The organism is Arthrobacter sp. S39 (assembly GCF_004320525.1).
Lineage (GTDB): Bacteria > Actinomycetota > Actinomycetes > Actinomycetales > Micrococcaceae > Arthrobacter.
In genome coordinates, this window is sequence record NZ_SIHX01000020.1 from 25,828 (window position 1) to 44,915 (window position 19,088).

17 protein-coding genes and 1 pseudogene are annotated in these 19,088 nt (G+C 65.4%); 4 read left to right on the top strand and 14 right to left on the bottom strand.

Annotation, left to right across the window (positions count from 1 at the left end):
- Positions 1-90: 90 nt before the first annotated feature.
- A complete protein-coding gene (locus EYS21_RS22150) occupies positions 91-546 on the top strand; it encodes an Lrp/AsnC family transcriptional regulator (RefSeq protein ID WP_131135405.1) in 456 nt (151 codons plus the stop codon).
- 15 nt (positions 547-561) lie between these two features.
- Here EYS21_RS22150 and EYS21_RS22155 read toward each other — a convergent pair whose 3' ends face one another.
- The 3 genes from EYS21_RS22155 to EYS21_RS22165 form a co-directional block, all read right to left on the bottom strand.
- Positions 562-1,074, bottom strand: a complete 513-nt coding sequence (locus EYS21_RS22155) for a hypothetical protein (RefSeq protein WP_347559594.1) — start codon at positions 1,072-1,074, stop codon at positions 562-564.
- 137 nt (positions 1,075-1,211) lie between these two features.
- Complete coding sequence (locus EYS21_RS22160) at positions 1,212-2,702, bottom strand: WXG100 family type VII secretion target (protein ID WP_131135407.1); 1,491 nt, start codon at positions 2,700-2,702, stop codon at positions 1,212-1,214.
- 107 nt (positions 2,703-2,809) lie between these two features.
- A complete protein-coding gene (locus tag EYS21_RS22165; protein ID WP_207307860.1) occupies positions 2,810-3,268 on the bottom strand; it encodes an Lrp/AsnC family transcriptional regulator in 459 nt (152 codons plus the stop codon).
- A gap of 326 nt (positions 3,269-3,594) precedes the next feature.
- On the opposite strand from EYS21_RS22165, the gene gluQRS reads away from it, so the two are divergent.
- Positions 3,595-4,494, top strand: coding sequence for a tRNA glutamyl-Q(34) synthetase GluQRS (gene gluQRS, locus EYS21_RS22170; RefSeq protein WP_131135408.1), 900 nt, complete (start codon positions 3,595-3,597; stop codon positions 4,492-4,494).
- Here the strand turns inward: gluQRS and menE are convergent.
- Genes menE through EYS21_RS22200 form a run of 6 tightly spaced genes read right to left on the bottom strand, consistent with a single transcriptional unit; the run spans position 4,471 to position 11,086 of the window.
- Positions 4,471-6,069, bottom strand: a complete 1,599-nt coding sequence (gene menE, locus EYS21_RS22175) for an o-succinylbenzoate--CoA ligase (RefSeq protein WP_131135409.1) — start codon at positions 6,067-6,069, stop codon at positions 4,471-4,473. The two genes, gluQRS and menE, sit on opposite strands and share 24 nt — an antisense overlap.
- A gap of 49 nt (positions 6,070-6,118) precedes the next feature.
- The gene (locus EYS21_RS22180; protein WP_131135410.1) at positions 6,119-7,486 is read right to left on the bottom strand and encodes an MFS transporter; all 1,368 of its coding nucleotides are present in this window, start codon (positions 7,484-7,486) and stop codon (positions 6,119-6,121) included.
- Between the two features lie 39 nt (positions 7,487-7,525).
- Positions 7,526-7,981: a MaoC family dehydratase gene (locus EYS21_RS22185; RefSeq protein WP_131135411.1), complete on the bottom strand. Its 456-nt coding sequence runs from the start codon at positions 7,979-7,981 to the stop codon at positions 7,526-7,528.
- A 27-nt stretch (positions 7,982-8,008) separates the two neighbouring features.
- The gene (locus EYS21_RS22190; protein WP_131135412.1) at positions 8,009-9,241 is read right to left on the bottom strand and encodes an acyl-CoA dehydrogenase family protein; all 1,233 of its coding nucleotides are present in this window, start codon (positions 9,239-9,241) and stop codon (positions 8,009-8,011) included.
- A 13-nt stretch (positions 9,242-9,254) separates the two neighbouring features.
- Positions 9,255-10,148 (bottom strand): amidohydrolase family protein, encoded by an 894-nt coding sequence (locus tag EYS21_RS22195; protein ID WP_131135413.1) that lies wholly within the window; start codon positions 10,146-10,148, stop codon positions 9,255-9,257.
- Between the two features lie 2 nt (positions 10,149-10,150).
- The gene (locus EYS21_RS22200) at positions 10,151-11,086 is read right to left on the bottom strand and encodes an SDR family oxidoreductase (RefSeq protein ID WP_131135414.1); all 936 of its coding nucleotides are present in this window, start codon (positions 11,084-11,086) and stop codon (positions 10,151-10,153) included.
- Positions 11,087-11,210: 124 nt separating this feature from the next.
- Here EYS21_RS22200 and EYS21_RS22205 point away from each other — a divergent pair, with 124 nt between their 5' ends.
- Both EYS21_RS22205 and EYS21_RS22210 read left to right on the top strand, forming a co-directional pair.
- Positions 11,211-11,687 (top strand): MarR family transcriptional regulator, encoded by a 477-nt coding sequence (locus EYS21_RS22205; protein WP_131135415.1) that lies wholly within the window; start codon positions 11,211-11,213, stop codon positions 11,685-11,687.
- 46 nt (positions 11,688-11,733) lie between these two features.
- The gene (locus tag EYS21_RS22210; protein ID WP_242633566.1) at positions 11,734-12,417 is read left to right on the top strand and encodes a phosphohydrolase; all 684 of its coding nucleotides are present in this window, start codon (positions 11,734-11,736) and stop codon (positions 12,415-12,417) included.
- Here the strand turns inward: EYS21_RS22210 and EYS21_RS22215 are convergent.
- The 5 genes and pseudogenes from EYS21_RS22215 to EYS21_RS22235 form a co-directional block, all read right to left on the bottom strand.
- Entirely contained in the window at positions 12,398-13,654 is a 1,257-nt protein-coding gene (locus EYS21_RS22215) for a low temperature requirement protein A (RefSeq protein ID WP_131135416.1), read from the bottom strand. The two genes, EYS21_RS22210 and EYS21_RS22215, sit on opposite strands and share 20 nt — an antisense overlap.
- An 85-nt stretch (positions 13,655-13,739) precedes the next feature.
- Positions 13,740-15,512 carry an HNH endonuclease signature motif containing protein gene (locus EYS21_RS22220; RefSeq protein WP_131135417.1) on the bottom strand — a complete coding sequence of 591 codons (1,773 nt, stop codon included), beginning with the start codon at positions 15,510-15,512 and terminating at the stop codon, positions 13,740-13,742.
- 138 nt (positions 15,513-15,650) lie between these two features.
- Positions 15,651-16,967 carry a GNAT family N-acetyltransferase gene (locus EYS21_RS22225; RefSeq protein ID WP_131135418.1) on the bottom strand — a complete coding sequence of 439 codons (1,317 nt, stop codon included), beginning with the start codon at positions 16,965-16,967 and terminating at the stop codon, positions 15,651-15,653.
- Positions 16,968-17,109: 142 nt separating this feature from the next.
- Positions 17,110-18,486 carry an FAD-binding oxidoreductase gene (locus EYS21_RS22230; protein ID WP_131135419.1) on the bottom strand — a complete coding sequence of 459 codons (1,377 nt, stop codon included), beginning with the start codon at positions 18,484-18,486 and terminating at the stop codon, positions 17,110-17,112.
- Between the two features lie 324 nt (positions 18,487-18,810).
- A pseudogene (locus tag EYS21_RS22235) lies at positions 18,811-19,088 on the bottom strand (L-asparagine permease); the annotation flags it as partial.

The window sequence follows — 19,088 nt, forward strand, 5'->3', positions numbered from 1 at the left end:
AGATGGCTACAGGACAAACCCTATGAACTTTGATGCCAAAAGTGCTCCCCTATTTCGCGCGTGAGGGAGCCGGTTCGGTAAGGTTATTGCGTGATTGACCATATCGACAGAAATATTTTGCGTTACCTCAAGGAGGACGGCAGGATGACTGCCACGGCCCTCGCCGCAAAGGTGGGCCTGACCGTCGCGCCGTGCCACCGGCGGCTGCGCGATTTGGAGTCCTCAGGCGTGATCCGCGGCTACAAAGCGGACATAGATCCGGCGGCCGTGGGGCTGGGGTTTGAGGCGATTGTGTTCGTGACGCTGCGCCAGGTGGACCGCCCCACCATGGAGATTTTCGAGAACCGGGTGGCGGACAACCCCAACATCGTGGAGGCGCAGCGGCTGTTCGGTTCACCGGACTACCTGCTGAAAGTCATTGCCGAGGACCTGCCGGCGTACCAGCGCTTTTACGACGCCGAGCTCACGTCATTGCCGGGTGTTGAGCGGCTGACGTCCACCCTGGTGATGAAGAACCTGAAGTCCAACGCCGGCCCGCCGGTTTAGCCGATCTGCGTTCACTCAGGCTGCCGGTCTGACATGGACGATGATCACCTGGGTGTCTTTGGCACCGTCGTACCGGAGGTCGTAGTTGACGTCCAGGCCCGTGGAGGTGCCGGACGTGATGGAAAAATCGCTCTTACATTCCGGGTCCCGCTGGGCGCCGGCGATCCAGCGTTCGGCGGAGTCGCCGTCGATCCCGTACCGCTCCACACCGTCCCGAATGAGCGCAAAGTATTCGTCGGGGGAGTCCGCGGTCAGGAAATAGGTAAGCTCGCTGAAGTCCGGGCGCTTCTCGGTGGTGTTCAGGCGGATCCGGTCCGTCTCACCACTGATCTCCCCGCTCGGGGCAACGATGGTGAGCTTGATCTTTCCAGAGTCCCGGGTGTTGATCTCAGGCCCGTAACTGTCTTCCGTGACCCGTACGGCAGCCTTTTCCAGGCGTCCCGAACTCATGTCCAGTCTGGCTGTCTTGGATTCCCGGATGGCAGCCACTCCGGCCGCGTCGAGGGTGGAGAATTCCGAGGTGCTCATGGTGCTCCCTTGAGAGGTCGGTTCGGTGGGGGTGCCGTTCATCTGGCAGCCGGCCAGACCGAGGCAAGCGGACAGGGCAAGAAGTACGACGGCGGCCTGCCGCCTCAGGGGCGGGCGTGCGGTTATGAGTGGGGACGTCACTGGTGCACCTCCGCGCCGAAGCCATCCACAAAGCGGTCCATGATGCCGGGGATGTTGTTGGTTGGCCTGTACTGGTCCACTCGGTCGTCGAAGTCGGAGGCGATGATCTGCTCAGCCCGTGCGGGATCCGTCGCCAGGAGGTCCTGGTACGCCGGGAGGGTGTCCTGCCGGATGAGTTCCCAGCGCTGGTCGGCGTTGGAGATGTTCCCGTCCGGGAAGCCGGTGGTGAAGTCGGTGCGGAACTGCGTGGGGTTGTCCCAGTTGGTGAACGGTACGTTTTCCGGCCCGGGGCTCTCCACACTGAAGGTGTACGGGAAGACCTCCGGGTAGCTCTTCGCGCCGGGGATGGACGGCTCGCCGGCCAGGGTCACGAGGTAGGTCACCGCTTCCCCGCCGGGGTGGTTGCGCATGTTGTCGTAGTCGTCCGCGATGATCTCGTTCTGCTCGCGGTACAGGAGGGCGGTGTTGCCCTCCCGGATCAGGTCGGGGTCGCCGGAATCGATCTTGGCCCACTCCTCGGCGGTGCCGGTGTCGATGGCACCCGAGTCCCGCAGCCGGTTGATCTCGTCGATTCCGCCGTCCATGTAGGCCTGGTGCTGGCGTGCCTGGTCGAGGAAGATCTCTTTGTTCATGTCCAGCATGCTGGTCTCGTAGAAGCGGATCTCCTCGTCGGTCATCCCGGCGAGCTGTTCGATCTGGTCAAGGATGGGCAGCGGAACGTCCGAGGCCGGATTGTCCGCGATCTGCTGGGCGAGGTCCCGCAGCATGGCCATGTCCTTGAATCCGCCCGCGAAGGACGGGCCGATCATGTTGGCCATCCCGGCCCACTGCAGGTCCGGGTTGGACAGGTAGGCCTGGCCGTAGAAGTCGTAGACCTTCTTGATGGTCTCCCAGTTGTGTTCCGTGCCCTTGGACGTGTCCCAGCTGGCGGGGTCGATGCCCATGTCCAGCATGGCCTGGTTGTTCCAATAGGAGCTCAGGAAATCCGCGTATTCCTGGGAGCTCTTGTCGATCAGGCCGGAGTCGGCGGCGGCGTCCATGGCGGCTTTCGCGCCTTCAGGGTTGTCCAGGGCCCACTGCCTGAATTCGTCGCTGCCGAGATATTCCTGGCGTTCGTCGGCGGTCATGCCGTTAAGCCGGTCGGTCAGGTCCTGGGCTGCGCCTTCTGCCGAGCCGTTGCCGCTGCCGCCTGGACCGCTGCCGCCCGAACCGCCGCCACTGTTGCTGGCTCTTTCCTGCTCGTCGGCGTTGGCGAGAAGCGCCTTGGATGCCGTCTCCAGCCCCGCCGTCGCGGACTTCAGCAGTTTCAGATGCGATGACGTCCAGTCGCTGCGGAACCGCTCGGCGTCGTGCCCTTTCCAGGCGCCGGTGCTGATGGCACCGTTGAGCTGCTGGCCGATCAGGGTCAACCTGTTGGCGCCGCCTGCCATGTCCTTGGCGAGCTGCCGCAGCTGGGCCACGTCGCTGCCGTAAAAGTTCCCCGCCATGTTTCCCCCTGAATGGATTCCCGTGCCAGCCTAGCTGCGTTGGACCCGGGAGGGCGATGGGGAGAGCTCCCCGTGCAGGGCGGGGCGTCCGGCGCGGAACGGTCCCGTCAGTCCAACAACAGTCCGGTGGTCCGGTACGGGATGACCTCGCGCAGGAACATGCTGGTGGAGGTGCGCACGATTCCCGGGCACAGCCGGATTTCCTCGGAGACCCGGTAGAGATCGTCGGGGCTGGTGGCCACCACCCGGATCAGCAGGTCGGTGTCACCGGCAGGGGCGTGGCATTCCAGGACCTCGGGAATTTCACGGAGGGCAGCGATGGCTTCATTGAGGTGGCTCTGGTCCAGTTCCGCGCTCACGGCTGCCGCCACGCCCCTCCCCAGGGCTGACGGGAGCACCCGGCTGCTGTTGGGGCGGAGGGCTCCCGACGCCGTCATCCGCTCCAGGCGCGACTGTACCGTCCCGCGCGCCAGGCCCAGCCGCTGGGCCAGGACCATGATGGGAACCCGCGGGTCCTCGTCCAGGGCGGTGAGGATCCGCCTATCGGTGGCATCCAATTGCTGCAATCTGATCAGTTCCTGTCGGTTCAGGTGGCGGGTATTAGTCAGACTGACTAGCGAACCGCCTGCCGGTTGTGCCAACTGTATGGCTTCTGTTCAAATTGTGGCAACAAGGGCAGAGGCTACCGCCGATCCCCGCAGGCTACAGGCTCCCGGCACACCACCCGGCAACTGGACACCGCCTCCCGCAAGGAGGCCGCCGCTGATTGACGCTTGTTCACACCTCGGTCATTGAAGCAAACACGGCAAGAGCCCCTGAGCCCCCGACGTCGGATCCTGCGAAGTCGTCGGTAGCTGAGGGGCTCTTGTGTTGTCCGGCATAGGGTTGATCCATGACTTCCGCCGGCCGCTTTGCCCCCAGCCCTTCCGGTGAACTGCACGTAGGCAACCTCCGCACGGCAATGCTCGCCTGGCTGTTCGCCCGGTCCACGGGGCGGGATTTCCTGATGCGGGTCGAGGACCTGGACCGCGCCCGCGCCGGGGCGGAGGCCGGGCAGCTCCGCGACCTTGCGGCGATCGGCGTGACCTGGGACGGCGCCGTCGTACGGCAGACGGACCGCGGTGCCGGCTATGCCGCAGCGGTCAGCCAGCTGACTGACGCAGACCTGACCTATGAATGCTTCTGTACCCGCCGGGAGATCCAGGAGGCGCCGTCGGCTCCGCACGCACCCCAAGGCGCCTATCCGGGAACATGCCGGAACCTCGATCCAGCAGAGGTGGAGTTCAAACGATCCATAAGGCCTGCCGCCGTGCGGCTCCGGTCCGGAGTCACGGAATACACCGTAAGCGACGTTCTCCACGGCGGGTTCACAGGCGTTGTGGACGACTTTGTCCTCCGCCGCAACGACGGTGTGACGGCGTACAACCTGGCAGTGGTGGTGGATGACGCCGCCCAGGGCATCGACCAGGTGGTCCGCGGGGACGACCTCCTGCCGTCCACACCGCGGCAGGCATATCTTGCGTCGCTCCTGCATATGCCCGTTCCGGAATATGTCCACGTTCCGTTGGTGGTTAATTCCGACGGCGTCCGGCTGGCCAAGCGAGACGGCGCAGTGACGCTGGGCGACCTCGCGCTCGCCGGGGTATCCGTTGCCGGCGTTCGGGACCACTTGTTGGAGTCCCTAGGGCTGCCGGCCGGAACGCTGGAGCAGGCGCTTCGAGCGTTCCGGCCGGACAGCCTCCCCCGGGAAGCCTGGGTCTGGCCCGGCTCAGGCCTGGGCGGGCTGTCCTGAGGTGAGCTTCCGCAGGTCGGCCTTCCGGATTTTCCCGCTCGCTGTCCGCGGCATTTCGTCGACGAAGACCACGGACTTGGGGATCTTGTAGCGGGCCAGCCGTCCTTCCAGATGCGCCCTCAACTGTTCCTCGCTGAGCTGCGCACCCTCCCGGAGCAGGACCACGGCGCGCGGCACCTCGCCCCATTTCTCATCCGGGACACCGATCACTGCCACGCTGCCGACTGCCTCGAGCTCCGTGATGGCCTGCTCCACCTCGGCGGGGTAGATGTTTTCGCCGCCGGAGATGATCATGTCCTTGAGCCGGTCGGAGACGAACACAAACCCGTCCCCATCCTTGTAGCCCATGTCGCCGGATTTGAACCAGCCACCGGCGTCGTAGGACCCGGCGGTGGCGTCGGGCCGGTTCCAGTACCGGGGGATGACGTTGGGGCCCTTGATCTGGATTTCGCCCACTGTTCCCGTTGGTGCCGTGCTGCCGTCAAAGTCCGCGATGCGCACGTCGGTGAAGAAGTGCGGCAGGCCTGATGAGCCGGCCTTTTCGCGTGACCGGTCCGCGGGAAGGGTGGTGGCGCCGGGAGCGGTTTCGGTCATGCCGTAGCCGTTCGAGAAGCGCAGACCGCGCTGTTCGTACGCCTCCAGGACCCGCAGGGGGACGGCCGAGCCGCCGCACGTGAGCTTGTTCAGGGAGCTCAGGTCCGTACCCTCCCACGCCGGGTGCTCGCACAGCATCTGGTAGGTGGTGGGAACGCCGCTGATGGTGGTGGCCTGGTGCTTTTCGATCAGATCCAGGGTCCTCCGGGGATCGAACTTGGGTTCCAGGATGACCGTTCCGCCCTTCAGGAGCGTGGGCAGCACCCCCATGTCCAGGGAGGCCACATGGAACATCGGCGAGATCATCAGGGCGACGTCCGTGGAGGCGAAATCGAAGTCCACGATGACGTTCAGGCAGTTCCATACGATGTTTCCATGGGTGAGCAGGGCTCCCTTGGGCTGCCCGGTGGTGCCTGAGGTGTAGAGGATCATGGCAGCGTCGTCGAGGCTCACGGCCTCGTCAACGAAGTCAGCCGGGCCGGAGGCGAGCACCGCCTCGAAGTCCTCGACCGCCGTCGTGCCCGGTCCCTCCGTGCCCTCGCCGTCAGTGCCCTCGCCGTCAGCGGCCAGGGCGCCCTCGGCGGAGTCAGCCACCGCAATGCGCCGGACCACGCCGGTGCCCGCCGCGCCGCTGGCGGCGAGGCCGGCCAGGCTCCCGGCGTGGATAAGCGTCAGAGCCCCACAGTCCTGAAGCTGGAACTGGATCTCCGGCGGTGCCAGGCGGGTGTTGAGGGGGACAAAGACGGCGCCCAGCAAGCCGCAGGCGAAGAGTGTCTCGAGGAACGACGGATGGTTCTCGCCGAGGTAGGCCACGGTGTCCCCCTTGGCGACGCCGCGGTCCCGCAGCGCGCTGGCCAGCCGGACACTCCGGTCCGCGAACTCTTCATAGCTCAGTTCCCGGCCCCCGCTGATGAGGGCGGTCTTATTGCCGGACTTGGGGCGGCGACGCTGCAGCCACGAGCCGATGCCAAAGTTTTCCACGGCGAATCCTTTCTACTTGTGAGGTTAGTCCGATATTGCAGGCAGCGGATCAGGACTTAACCGTGAGGAGGTCGTTGTTCTTGGGCTCCCGGGTGAGCAGGATGAACACAATGGACACCACGGACATGGTGGCCAGGTAGGTCACCACCGACGCGGTGTCCTGGCCGGAGTCCTTGAAGATCTGGGCCACGATTCCCGGAGTGAAACCCGCGCCCAGAAGGGTCGCCAGCTGGTAGCCGAGGGATGCGCCGGTGTAGCGGGACGTGGTGCCGAACTGCTCGGACACGAAAGCCGCCAACGGACCAAAAAGCGTGGAGTGGATCATCAGGCCTATGGCAAACGCCACGAAGATCAGCATGATGTTGTTGGAGGACAGCAGCTGGAACATCGGCACCAGGTAGATGACGAACACCACCAGGCCGCCGATCATGACGGGGCGCCGGCCGAGCCTGTCGGACAGCCGCCCGCCCAGGATGACGAACACGATGGACAGGGCCGACGCCGCGGCAAAGGCGTACAGTACGCCCTGCCGGTCCGCGCCCTTGGAGACTGCGAACGTGACCGAGAACGTTGCCATGACCACTTGCAGCCCGAAGCCGGCGGCTCCGGCCAGCATGGTGAAGACCAGCGTCCTGGGCCGGCGCAGCACCTGAAGTAGCGGGATGTCCCGTTTGGTGGCCAGTCCCTGCTTCAGGGCCTCCTGCTCTGCAAGCTCCCGTTCGGCCTTCTCCTGTTCGAGGGCGGCCTTGAAGATGGGGCTTTCGGAGACCTTGAGGCGGACGAACATGCCCACGCCCAACAGCACGAAGGAGAGCAGGAACGGCACCCGCCAGCCCCAGGTGAGGAACTGGTCGTTCGGCAGGGCCGAGAACGCGCCCATGATCAGGGTGCCCAGGACTGCGCCGGTAGGGGCACCGGCGTTGACGAAGGAAGCCGCGAAGCCGCGCTTGCCCGATTCGGAATGTTCCAGCGCCATCAGTGCGGCGCCGCCCCATTCACCGCCCACGGCGATGCCCTGGAAAACGCGGAGGATCACCAGCAGCACGGCACCCCACGGCCCGGCCACGGAGGCGTCCGGGACCACGCCGATCAGGGTGGAGGCGATGCCCATGACCAGCATGGAGATGATGAGCATGCTCTTGCGGCCCAGCCTGTCACCGAAATGGCCGAAGATGATGCCGCCAAGCGGGCGTGCCACATAGCCGGCGGCGAACGTACCGTAAGCGGCCACCACCCCCACCCAGTCATCCATTCCGCTGAAGAAGACCTTGGGGAAAACCACGGCTGCCGCGGTGGCGTAGAGGAGGAAGTCGTAGTACTCGATGGTGCTGCCCAGGTAACTGGAGGCGATGACCGTGCGTGCTTCCTTGCGACGCTCGGCGGTGCCCATACCTTGAAGCTGTGTAACTCCGGACATGGTTGTTCCTTTGAACAGAGAAATAAGGGCAGAAGTGACTTACTTGTAGAAGCGGGCGAGGAATTCTGCGACGACGGCGGGGCGTTCCTGGCCTTCGATTTCGATGGTGTTGGCCACCTTGATCTGGGCGCCGCCCTTGACCTCGGTGACTTCGGCGATGGTGGCCTGCATGCGGATCCGCGAGCCCACCTTCACCGGCGAGGTGAAGCGGACCTTGTCCAGGCCGTAGTTGACCTTCGCGGTCACGCCGTCCACGTCGAACAGCTCGCCCCAGAACGGGATGATCAGCGAAAGGGTGAGGAAGCCGTGGGCGATGGGTGCGCCGAACGGGCCGTCCTTGGCTCGTTCGGGGTCCACGTGGATCCACTGGTCATCGCCGGTGGCGTCGGCGAATTTGTTGATCTGTTCCTGGGTGATTTCGATGTATTCGGTGACCCCGAGGTCGGTGCCGGCGAGGGTGAGCAGTTTGTCGAAATCGACGACGAGATTGGGCATCTTTGCCTCCTGGTTGGTGTTGGTGAGTTAGCGGGTGAAGGCGCTTTCGCCCGTGAGGGCGCGGCCGATGATGAGGGCGTTGATGTCGTGGGTGCCCTCGTAGGAGTAGACGGCCTCGGCGTCGGCATGGAACCTGGCGACGTCGGTCTCCAGGGTGATGCCGTTGCCGCCCACCACTTCGCGGGCGAGGGCCACGGTTTCGCGCATGAGCAGGCAGGTCTGCATCTTGGCCAGGGCAGAGTCCTGGTCGCGGTAGATGCCTTTGGCCTGCTGTTCGGTCAGCCGGACCACCAGGGACAGGGAAGCCGTGACGTTGCCGAGCATGCGGGCGAGTTTTTCCTGGACCAGCTGGAAGGAGCCCAGGGGGCGGCCGAACTGCTGGCGGCCGGTGACGTAGCGGAGCGCCGCCTCGAACGCGCCAGCCTGCAGGCCGGTCGCGATCCACGCGACGTCAGAGCGCATGGCCCGGAGCATCGCCGCGACGTCCCGGAACGAGTTCACGTTGTGCAGGCGCATGGACTCCGGCACGCGGACGCCGTCGAGGGTGATGTGGGCGTTCTGCATCATCCGCAGCGACGTTTTGCCGTGGATCTTCTCCAGCGTGACGCCCTGCGCCTCCCGCTCCACCAGGAACGCCTTCACGTGGCCGTCTTCCAGGTCCCGCGCAAAGACTGCCAGCACATCGGCGCTCGCGGCGCCGCCGATCCAGCGCTTGGCGCCGTCCAGGATCCATTCGTCACCGGCTTCGGTTCTGATCCGCCGTGCCGTGGTGGCGAGTCCGCCCGCGATGTCCGATCCGGAGTCCGGTTCGGTCAGGGAAAAGACGCCCTTCAGCGAGAAGTCGATGACCTTGGGCATCCACTCGGCCTGCTGCTCCGGTGAGGCTCCCACCCGGATGGCGGTGCGGAACAGCCCGGCCTGGGACGTGTACCAGGTGGCCAGCGACGCGTCAGTGCGGGCCAGCTCGAAGATCCGGAAGCCCTGGTAGATGCCCCTGGCCTGGCTGTTGTCTGAGCCGGCGCCGCCGGTCAGTTCAGCGGGTTCCATCAGGTCCAGGCCGATCAGCGGTTGGGCGAGCTGGGCAGGGAACTCGCCCCGTTCCCAGTAATCGGCCAGCAGCGGCTGAGCTTCCCGGTCCAGAAAGCTCCGCAGCCGTCCCAGCACGCCGCGCTCGTCCTCCGTGAGCAGGGACTCGGCGTCGTAGTAGTCGCAGACGCCGTAAAGCCGGGTCTTTTCGGCAGTAGGGGTCTGCTCAATCATGGTGGCGCCCATCTCAGCCGCCCAGCCCGAGCAGGCGGACGGCGTTGGCTTTGAGGATTTTGGGCCGGACCTCGTCCTTGAGCGGCAGGTCCGCGAACGCACTGAGCCATTTTTGCGGGGTGATGAGGGGGAAATCGGTGCCGAAGAGGACCTTGTCCTGCAGGTAGGAGTTGGACGCCTTCACCAGGGATTCCGGGAAGTATTTGGGGGACCAGCCGGAGAGATCGATGAACACGTTGGCTTTGTGGGTGGCGATGGAGTTCGCTTCGTCCTGCCACGGCACGGACGGGTGGGCCATGATGATCTGCAGTTCGGGGAAGTCGGCGGCAACGGCGTCCAGCAGCAGCGGGTTGGAATAGGCCAGCTTGATGCCGTAGCCGCCGGGCAGTCCGGCTCCCATGCCGTTCTGTCCGGTGTGGAAAATGGCGGGCAGGCAGAGTTCCTGGAGGGTTTCCCAGAGCGGGTAGAACTGTTCGTTGGAGGGGTCGAAGCCCTGCAGGGAGGGGTGGAATTTGAAGCCGCGGGCGCCGAGATCGATGGCCTGGTGCTTGGCACCCTGGATCGCGTCGGTTCCGGTTCGCGGGTCCACGCTGCCGAACGGGATCAGCACATCGTTGTTCCGGGCGGCCCCCGCGATCAGTTCCGGGATGCTGTTGGGTTCGTGCTTGAGCTGCGTCCGCGCGTCGACGGTGAAGACGACGGCGGCCATGTTCAGTCCGCGGTAGACCTCGGCGATGCGGTCCAGGGACGGCGTGCGGTCCTCGGACTTGAAATACTTCGCGGAAGCCTCGGTGAGGGTCGGCGGCAGGGAGCCGTGCCCACAGCTGTCCACCTCGAGGTGGACATGCATGTCGATCGCGTCCAGCGCGGCGGCATTGATGCCCAGTTCATAACGTTTTGAGGCCATGGTCAGCGGGCCTGGGCCGGTTCGGGCTTGAGTTCCTCGGGCAGGGGGAGGAATTCCTCGCCAACGCTTTGGAGTTTGTCGCCGAACAGGGCGCCAAAGCTATCGATCAGGTCGGTGTAGCTCCAGCCTCCGTCACGGTATTCGGTGGCTGCGGCCTCGGGGTGGGTCCAGAGTTGGAGCCGGTCACCGCCGGCGCCGATGGCCTGGCCGGTGATCCCGGCGGCCTCGTCGGAGGCGAGGAAGGCAACGAGTCCGGAGACGTCGTCGGCCGTTCCGAAACCGAGATCGTGGCGGAAGAAGGACGGCATTGCCTCGCCGCGTTCGTCCGCCTCGACGGCCTTCTGGAAGTACGGGACGGTCTTGGTCATCGCGGTCGCCGCGACGGGGATCACGGTGTTGACGGTGACGCCGGCCTTCTTCATTTCCAGGGCCCAGGTGCGGACCATGCCCACAATTCCGGCCTTGGCGGCGGCGTAGTTGGTCTGGCCGAAGTTGCCGCGCTGGCCGGTGGGGGAGCCGATGGTGATGATCCGGCCCGGGATGTTGTTTTCCTTGAAGTAGCCGAACGCTTCCCGGACGCAGGTGAAGGTGCCCTTCAGATGGACGTTGATGACCAGGTCGAAGTCTTCGTCGGTCATCTTCAGCAGGGACTTGTCGCGCAGGATCCCGGCGTTGGTGACGAGGATGTCCAGCCGGCCGAACTCGGAGACCGCCGTCTGCACGAGCTGCCTGGCGACTTCCGTGCTCCCGACGGGGGCGACGACGGAAACCGCACGTCCGCCGTCGGCCTCAATGGTGCGGACGGCCTCCGCTGCGACGTCCGCGTCCACATCGTTGATGACGACGGCGGCACCCTGGCGGGCGAGTTCCCGGGCGTAGGCAAGGCCCAGGCCCCGCCCACTCCCTGTGACGATTGCTACTTTGCCTGACAGGCTCATCGCTGCTCCTTTGCTAGCTGACCGTGCATCCCGCCGTCCGGCATGGGATGCTGTTCTGTATCCATGAGAATATGGATTGTTGTAAATGTCAATGATTTATTTTGGGAACTATCTGGAGCGGGCCATGACGATCGAAACACGGGGCGAAAAGCTTGCCGGCACTGAGAAGCTGGTGGCTGCCCCGATCACCAACGACGTGGGGTTCCTCCTGGCCAAACTGCATGCCGCCGGATCTGTCCTGAACAACCAGGCCCTGGCCGAGTTCGATCTCAAGGAGCGCTCGTACTCGGTGCTGATCCTCGCCAACAGCGGCCTGGAGCCGACCCAGCGTGAGCTCGCCGACTTCCTCAGCCTGGATCCCAGCCAGATCGTCGCCCTGGTGGATGAGCTCGAAAAGCGCGGCCTCGTGGTCCGGGCGCCCGGCAAGCAGGACCGCCGGGCGAAAACCGTGACCGCAACGCCTGCTGGTGCCAAACTTCACGCGAGGGCATCCGAGGCAGCCGCCCGCGCCGAGACGGAGGCGCTGGACGGCCTCGAAGCAGCCGAGGTGGCCACCCTCAAGGCGCTGCTGCGCAAAGCGCTTTGGGGCCACACGGAGTAGTCCCGGCGCGAACGTACACCTGCGGCCCGGCGCGTAGGCTTGAGGGATGTCAGACCAGCACTCCACGGCGCACAGCCCCGCACCCAGATTCACCGTTGAGACCGCCAAGGTCCTGGCCGAGGTGGCCCACAACCGCCAGAAGGACAAGCTCAAGCGGCCGTACCGGGACCACGTGATCGCGGTGGGGGATGCGCTGGCGGATTTCGACGACGACATCCGGATCGCCGGGTACCTGCATGACATTGCGGAGGACACTCCCATCACCCGGCAGGCGCTGCTGGACATGGGCGTCTCCGAACGTGCCGTGGGGATCATCGAGCGGGTCACCAACCGGCTCCACGAGAATCCTGACGACTACGCCTCCGGAATCCTGGAAATCGCCGAGGACCACGACGCCGCGCTGGTCAAGATCGCGGACAACGCCCACAATTCACTGCCCGAGCGCGTCAAGGCGCTGGCGGAGAAGTGGCCGGACAAGCCGCCGGTCACCAAGTACCGCGATGCCCGTCCGGTACTTTATGCCGCCGTCGAGGTGGAGGAAATCCGCAAGATCCTGGCGCGGGTAAACCCGTGGCTGCTGGAGGAGCTGGACGACAGGCTGGATGACGAGGATGACACCGACTACGAGAACCTGGCCTACGACGACGCCCCGGCGGCCGAGCCTGCCCCGGTGGCCGAGCAGGTCGGGACCCCGGAGTCCGCAGACAGCGCTAGGGACGCGGAGCGGTAGTCCCTGCCTCAAGTTTTTCTAGTGCCTGATGCAGCCGTTCTGCGCCGCGGCGCTCATCGATGATGATCGAAACGGCGAGGGCCAGCACGATGACCAGCAGGCACACGGGCATGGAGGCACCGGCTGCCGCCAGGCCGATTGATCCGGCCAGTGCCACCAGCACCCCTGCGGCCACGGTGATAATGGTGCGGTCAGCGCCGACCATCACGCTGTAAAGCCACGTCAGCGAGACTTTGAACAACGCGACTGGGACGGCAATGCTGGCCACGGCGATTGCTCCGCTGATGTGTGCCTCGTGGTCGATGTAGTAGGCGGCCACGTGCAGTCCGGCGCCGGTGGCCGCGATGGCCGCGAAGATGGGGATGTGCCCGTAACCGAAGAGGTATGACCGGTGCCGGCGCAGGTGCAGCGCGCGCCCCGCAGGAAGCATGAAGTAGATCCACCACATACCGAACGCCAGGGCAGTGCCGCTGAATCCCACCAGCGCCGCATCGACGCTCCAGCCATGGTGGGCCACGATGGCGCGGAGGGTTTCGATGGCGCCGATGAGGCACTCGCCCAACGCGATGATGGCCAGGAGGCCGTAGCGCTCGGCGATGTGGTGCGCGTGCCATGGCGTCCTGGCCTTGCGTTCGGCGGCGTAGGGCGTGGCCATCTCCAGCACTATCAAAGGCACTGTCATGAGGAACGTGGTGGCTACATCGGTCTCGATGATCAGCACCACGATCCAGCCAAGCTGAACCACGGCCAGGTATTTCGCGTAGCGCAGGCAGGTGTCGCGGCGGGCAGGGTCCTGCCTGGACGCCCGCACCCACTGCGTCACCAGGGCCAGGCGCATGAGCACATAGCCGCCGACAATCACACGGTTGTCGACGTGGTGTCCTTCAACGATTGAGTGAAACATGGGCTCAATACCCATCGCCAGGATCAGGACGCCGACTATTTGGACCATGGTGACCACGCGGAACACCCAGTCGTCGGTGTCGTAGGCGCTGGCAAACCAGGTGAAGTTGATCCAGGCCCAGATCACCGCGAACATTGCGAAGGAGAATCCCAGCAGTCCGGCGCCGAAGTGGGCTTCGGCGATCTCGTGGGCGAACTGGCTGCCGGCCACGCCGAAGGCAATGACAAAGGTCAGGTCGAAGAACAGCTCCAGGGGCGTGGCCGCACGGTGCTTCTCATGCGGATCCCGGCCGCCCATGCGGGCGAAGGCATGCCGAAGGGGGTTTGAGGACATAGTTCAAACGTACCGTCGGCGAGGTTCCGGCTCCAGCGTGCAATGTTGCATGACGCAGCGGCTTATGAATGCCACTGGACGGGTGTTAACGTGCCGAGCGGCGGGGGAACGGCTGCTCAACTAGCCAGAGGAAGTCAGTAACTGACAGCTGTGGCAGCCGTTCCAATTCTTCGAGGGCGTGCCTCAGCCAGGCGCACTCCCGCGATGGATCGTCCGGCGCGAGCTCTGCTCGCGGGGTGTCCTCCGGCGGGAGGACCTCTGACAAGGTGTCTGTTGGCGGGCGGTCTTCCAACTCATCGTCTCCGGGCGGCCAGTTGGACAGGACAGCGCCATGCCCCTTACATCTGAGCTCTTCCAGGATTTGGGTTGGCCATTGGGGCGGTTCCCAGTCGTGGTGTTCGCTTGGATAGTCCCGGCCGGTGGGTGAGGTCCAGCCTGGTGGTTTATGAATGCCGGCGCCGGTGGGGGTCCACGCGGTGGTGTGTTTCAGCCGGTGGTGTTTGCGGCACAGTGACTCGAGGTTGGTGATGCCGGTGGTGCCGCCGTCGGCCCAAGCCAGGATGTGGTCGGCGTCGTTGTCCAAAGATTGGTTGTTGCAGCCGGGGAACGAACATCTGCCGTCCCGCATGCGCAGCCATTGGCGCATTGCGGCGGGGATCCGGTAGTTCTCCCTTCCGATCCCCAGTGGCGCGCCGTCGCGGGGGTCGATGAGGACCCTGCGGAATGAGGACGCCCCGTCTGCCACGAGCTTCCGGGCCATGGACGCAGGGATCGGACCGTAGCCATCGAGGTCGGCGGGTTCATCGGTGAGCCCCATCAGCGAGAAGATTGGCACGGTCACGAGGACCTGCGCCGTTGGGTAGGGCACTCGGCCGGCATCGACATTGCCGGCGGTCGCATCCACTGCCGGAACGTTGCTGGCCCCGCCATCGTTGGCACTGGCGGTAGTTCCGTCGCTGAAACCGGTGATGGTGCCGTCGTTGGACTTGTTGGCGGCCGCGTCTGTGGTGCGATCCGCCGTGCTGCCCAGCATGAAGCCGGCGCTGAGGAGTAGTTTGGCCACGACGTCGGCGCGGAGCTGGGGCAGCGTCCGGTCCTCGGCAGGGCCCTGCAATGCCCGGGCGGCGGCGGTAGTGCGGTTCCAGATCCCCGCTGCCTGATCCGCTGGCAGGTACGCCGAAAGCCAAGCCATGCCGTCCCGGTCCGGAGCGTACTCTAACCGCCGGTCCAGGAAGCCCCTGGCGTGGCGCTTCTCGATACTTTCCGGATGATGCCGTTCCCGCCACGCTCGCGCTTTGGCCCGGAATCGGGACGGAACCATGTCCCCGGCCGGGCACCTCCTCGCAGCGTCCGGAGCGTTAGGGTCCAGGAAATGCGCCTCCAACGCCGCCGCGCCCTCATGGTTCAGGCTGGCCGTCTCATCTACCATCGCCCTGGCGTGCTGCCACGACATGGACCCCTTCTCCAGTGCCTCCACGGTCAACGGGAGGTTGGTGGTCAGTTCGCACGACTGGGCCAGGAACGCTGAGGCGGTTCCTTCACTCACCGTCATGGCGCACGCGACCTCGGCCACCACGCCCATTTCCTGGGCGGTGTGCTGGCCCGGGCTCTGCGCCGGCGGGGCCAAGGCCGCGGACTTGGCGGCGTACCCGGCGGCGAAGTGCACCTTCCTGGCCGCAAGCATGGCGTCCAGTCGGGCCGTTAGTTCAAGACCGTCCAGGCACGCATCTGCCTGATCACGCAAAGGATTCGAACTCGTGGCATCAGAACCGCCCTCGCTGCGTTCCACCAACACCGCAAGCGCAGCCATGGCAGCCACCATGGCGTCCACCGAATCCACCCCTTCTCCGCTTTCCATACCTCCATCATCGTGAGGGGGTGTGACATTTAAGGTCCCCAGCCGCACCCTCCGAAAAAATTTCCAAGAATCTTTTAGGTTGCCAGTCCAAGGGCCGCAACTGTACGTTCGCGCCGGTGGTGCGCGTTGGGCCGGGGCCTAGACCCGGCCCAGCGCGTCGATGTCCTCGAGGAACTGCTGGTGGACCTCAACACTGACGGTGGTCCGGGTTTCCCCGATAGCGTCCAGGTAGTCCTGCGTGGAGGGCCCCTTCCGGACCGCCTCGCGGACGGAAACACTGCCTCCGGAAGCCGCGCCGCCGTCGTCGTACACTGCCTTTTCCAGCGCCCGCTGGGAGGCGCTGCGGGCGGCGTACTCAATGTCTGCGGGGGAGAAGCCCTCGGTCCGTTCCACCAGGAGCTCCACGTCCACATCGTCCACGACCGTGGCCGGGATGAAGCGCTGCCACATGGCTTCGCGGGCCTGGCGGTCGGGCAGGCCGATGGGGATGACGTAGTCGAACCGGCCGTGGCGCAGGAAGGCGGTGTCCAGCGCGCGGATGAAGTTGGTGGCACACACGAGCAGCCGGCCGGGCTGTTCGCGGAACGCCGGAATGATCTTCAGGAGCTCGTTCGTCACGCCCTGCAGCGGCGACGGCGGCTCGCCCGACCGCTGGGAGGCGATCTCTTCCACCTCGTCGATGAACACCACGGCGTGCTCCAGCTCGGCGATCTCCAGGAATGTCTCGCGCAGCGCGCCGGCGAGGCCCTTGGGATCGGAGGCCAGCCGGGACGGGAACACCTCCACGAACGGCCACTCGAGCCTGGACGCGATCGCCTTCGCAAACGTGGTCTTGCCCGTTCCAGGAGGACCAAAGAGCACAACGGCGCGCGGCGGCACCACGCCGTACTCATCGGCGAGGTCGGCTTCGGCGAGGGGAAGCACCAGCCGCCGCTCGAGGAGTTCCTTTTCGTTCCGCATGCCGGCCACGTTTTCCCAGAGGTCCCGGGCGAGGATGCGGCCGCCGAGCTGGCCCAATGCGCCGAGTTCCTGGCGCTGCACGGGGATGGTCCGCTCGAAGTAGCGCAGGTTCTTCTTGAGCGCGAAGCCGCGGCTGAGGAACGCCTCCACCCGGGTTTCGGACTCGGGCATCAGTGCGGAGAGTTTGTTGAGCCCATGCGGGGCCATCCGGTTTTCGACGGCGGCGAGCAGCGAGGTGCCGATCCCCCGGCCGCGGTACTCCGGCAGGGTTGCCAGGAAAACGATCCAGCCCTGGTCGTGGGCGGCGCGTCCGACGGCGGCGCCCACCACCATGTCGCCCTGGACGGCCACCACGGCGTGGTCCTTTTCGCACGACGCCAGCACCTCGGAGAGTGCGTAGACCGGTTCCACGTTCGTGGCCTTGAGGGATTCCCAGAGGTGCAGGATCCCGTCCAGGTCCGCCGAGTGGAAATCCCTGATCCGCCAGTTGGTCATGCCGTGTCTCCCGGGTGGTTCGTCGTTGAACTGCTCGTTGAACTTTCGCAGAGCCGCGTGATGATGCGCTGTGCTGAGCATAGGCGATCCGCCCGCCGCGGAGGGTTGCGGGAGCGTTGCATGACAGGAACGGCAGTGAGGTTCAGCCCGCCGGTTTGATGTTCTGGTTAATGTGGAACAGGTTGCCAGGATCGTATTTCGCCTTGATGCCGGCCAGCCGGGCGTAGTTGCCGGCGTAGTTATCCGTGATCCGGGACTGGTCATCGGCGTCCATGAAGTTGATGTAGGCGCCGCCGGCGCTGTGCGGATGGAGCCCGGCAGCATAGTCGCGCACCCAGCCCACGTTGGCATCGTTGTCCGCCGGGTCCTCCCACATCCCTGCAATCACGGCGGCGAAATCGGCATCGCGGTACGGGAATGCGGTGGCATCCTTCGGCACACGCTGGACTGCGCCGTTGATGGGGTAGAAATGGTTCGCCGTCTGGTCGCTGGGGATCCACTGGCCGAAGTGCTTGGCCACTTTTATGACCTCGTCGCTGAGGGCGGGAAGGAACTCGGCCTTCCAATAGGCCTGGAGTCCCTTGGGCAATGAGTCGTCAAAGAGCGTGTTCAGGACCGGGTAGGGCAGGGGTCCCAGGAATGATCCGGCCACCGGCGCGACGTCCAGGAACGGCTGCCATTGCCGCTCGCCTTCGTCATGCGGGCCGGTCCAGCCGCCCACCAGGACGACCACCGGCCGGCCCTGGAATTCCTCCGGCAGGAACGGGACCACCGGCCCTTGGTGGACTCCGAGGAAGACGCCGAACTCCTCCGGTCCCGTGGCGATTTTTTCGCGGTACAGCTCGCCCACCGCTTCAGCATGTTCGAGCAGGTAGATGATGACGCCGCCGTAGATGACGTCCACCGGGTGGAGGTTGAATTCCAGGGACGTGACTACGCCGAAGTTGCCGGTTCCGCCGCGGAGGGCCCAGAACAGATCGTCATTCTCCGTGGCACTGGCAACACGGAATTTGCCGTCCGCGGTGACCACGTCCGCGGACTTCAGATTGTCGCAGGACAGGCCGTATTTCCGTGAGAGGTAGCCGATTCCGCCGCCCAGTGTCAGGCCGGCCACGCCGGTGGAGCCGATGATGCCGCCCGTCGTGGCCAAGCCGAACGCGTTGGTTGCGTGGTTGAAGTCCGCCCATGTGGCACCCGTTTCGGCCCGCGCCGTCGCGGTGGAGGGATCCACCCGCACGCCCCGGCGATTAACGAAGTCAATAACCAGGCCGCCGTCGCACGTGCCGAAGCCGGGCGCGCTGTGGCCGCCGCCGCGAAGGGCGACGTCCAGTCCTTCATCGCGGGCGAAGTTCACGGCCGCTATCACGTCCGCCACTTGGGACACCTGCAGGATGGCGGCGGGACGTTTGTCGATCATGCCGTTGTATACGCTCCGGGCTGTTTCGTACCCCGGGTGGTCCGCCGCGATGAGGTTGCCGCGTACTTTTTCCTGCAGAGACTGAAAAGTGCTGCTGTTCATGTTGAACTCCAAGCTTCTGACGCTCAGGTGTTCGGGCACAACGCCCCGCCAGCTGGCCATGACCCGATGTGATGGTGAAGACCGGTGCACCACGGCAGCCTCGTACGGCCTGGCCGCACGCTCTGCCGTGGCGTGCATAGTGACAACGAGGCTGCCGGTTGGCAGCCATTAACCGGGCACTTCGGTGGGCCCGGTTATTCGTAAAGTACGCCCGCGCCGCGGGACGGTCAACGCAATTAATTACGACGGCGGCACCTTGGGTTCCGTGTGTACAGAACCTCAGGTGCCGCCGTCGTGCGTCTCTGCCGGCAGGCCGGCGCGGCGCTACTTCTTGAAGCTTTCGGCGGGTGGGTTGGCGATGACGGGGGCTGTGCCGGTGTAGCCGTCGCGGGTTTCGGCGATTTCGCGGATCCGTTTGCGGCAGGCGTACCAGCCGAGGACCATGAGGGCGCAGGCGATGGCGGTGACGAGCATGGTCAGGGGTGAGTCGATGAAGACCATGACCAGGACGCTGGCCAGGAAGAGCAGGGAGAGGTAGCCGGTGTAGGGGGCGCCGAACATCCGGAAGGAGGGGCGTTCGAGCCAGCCTTTGTCGGCCCAGC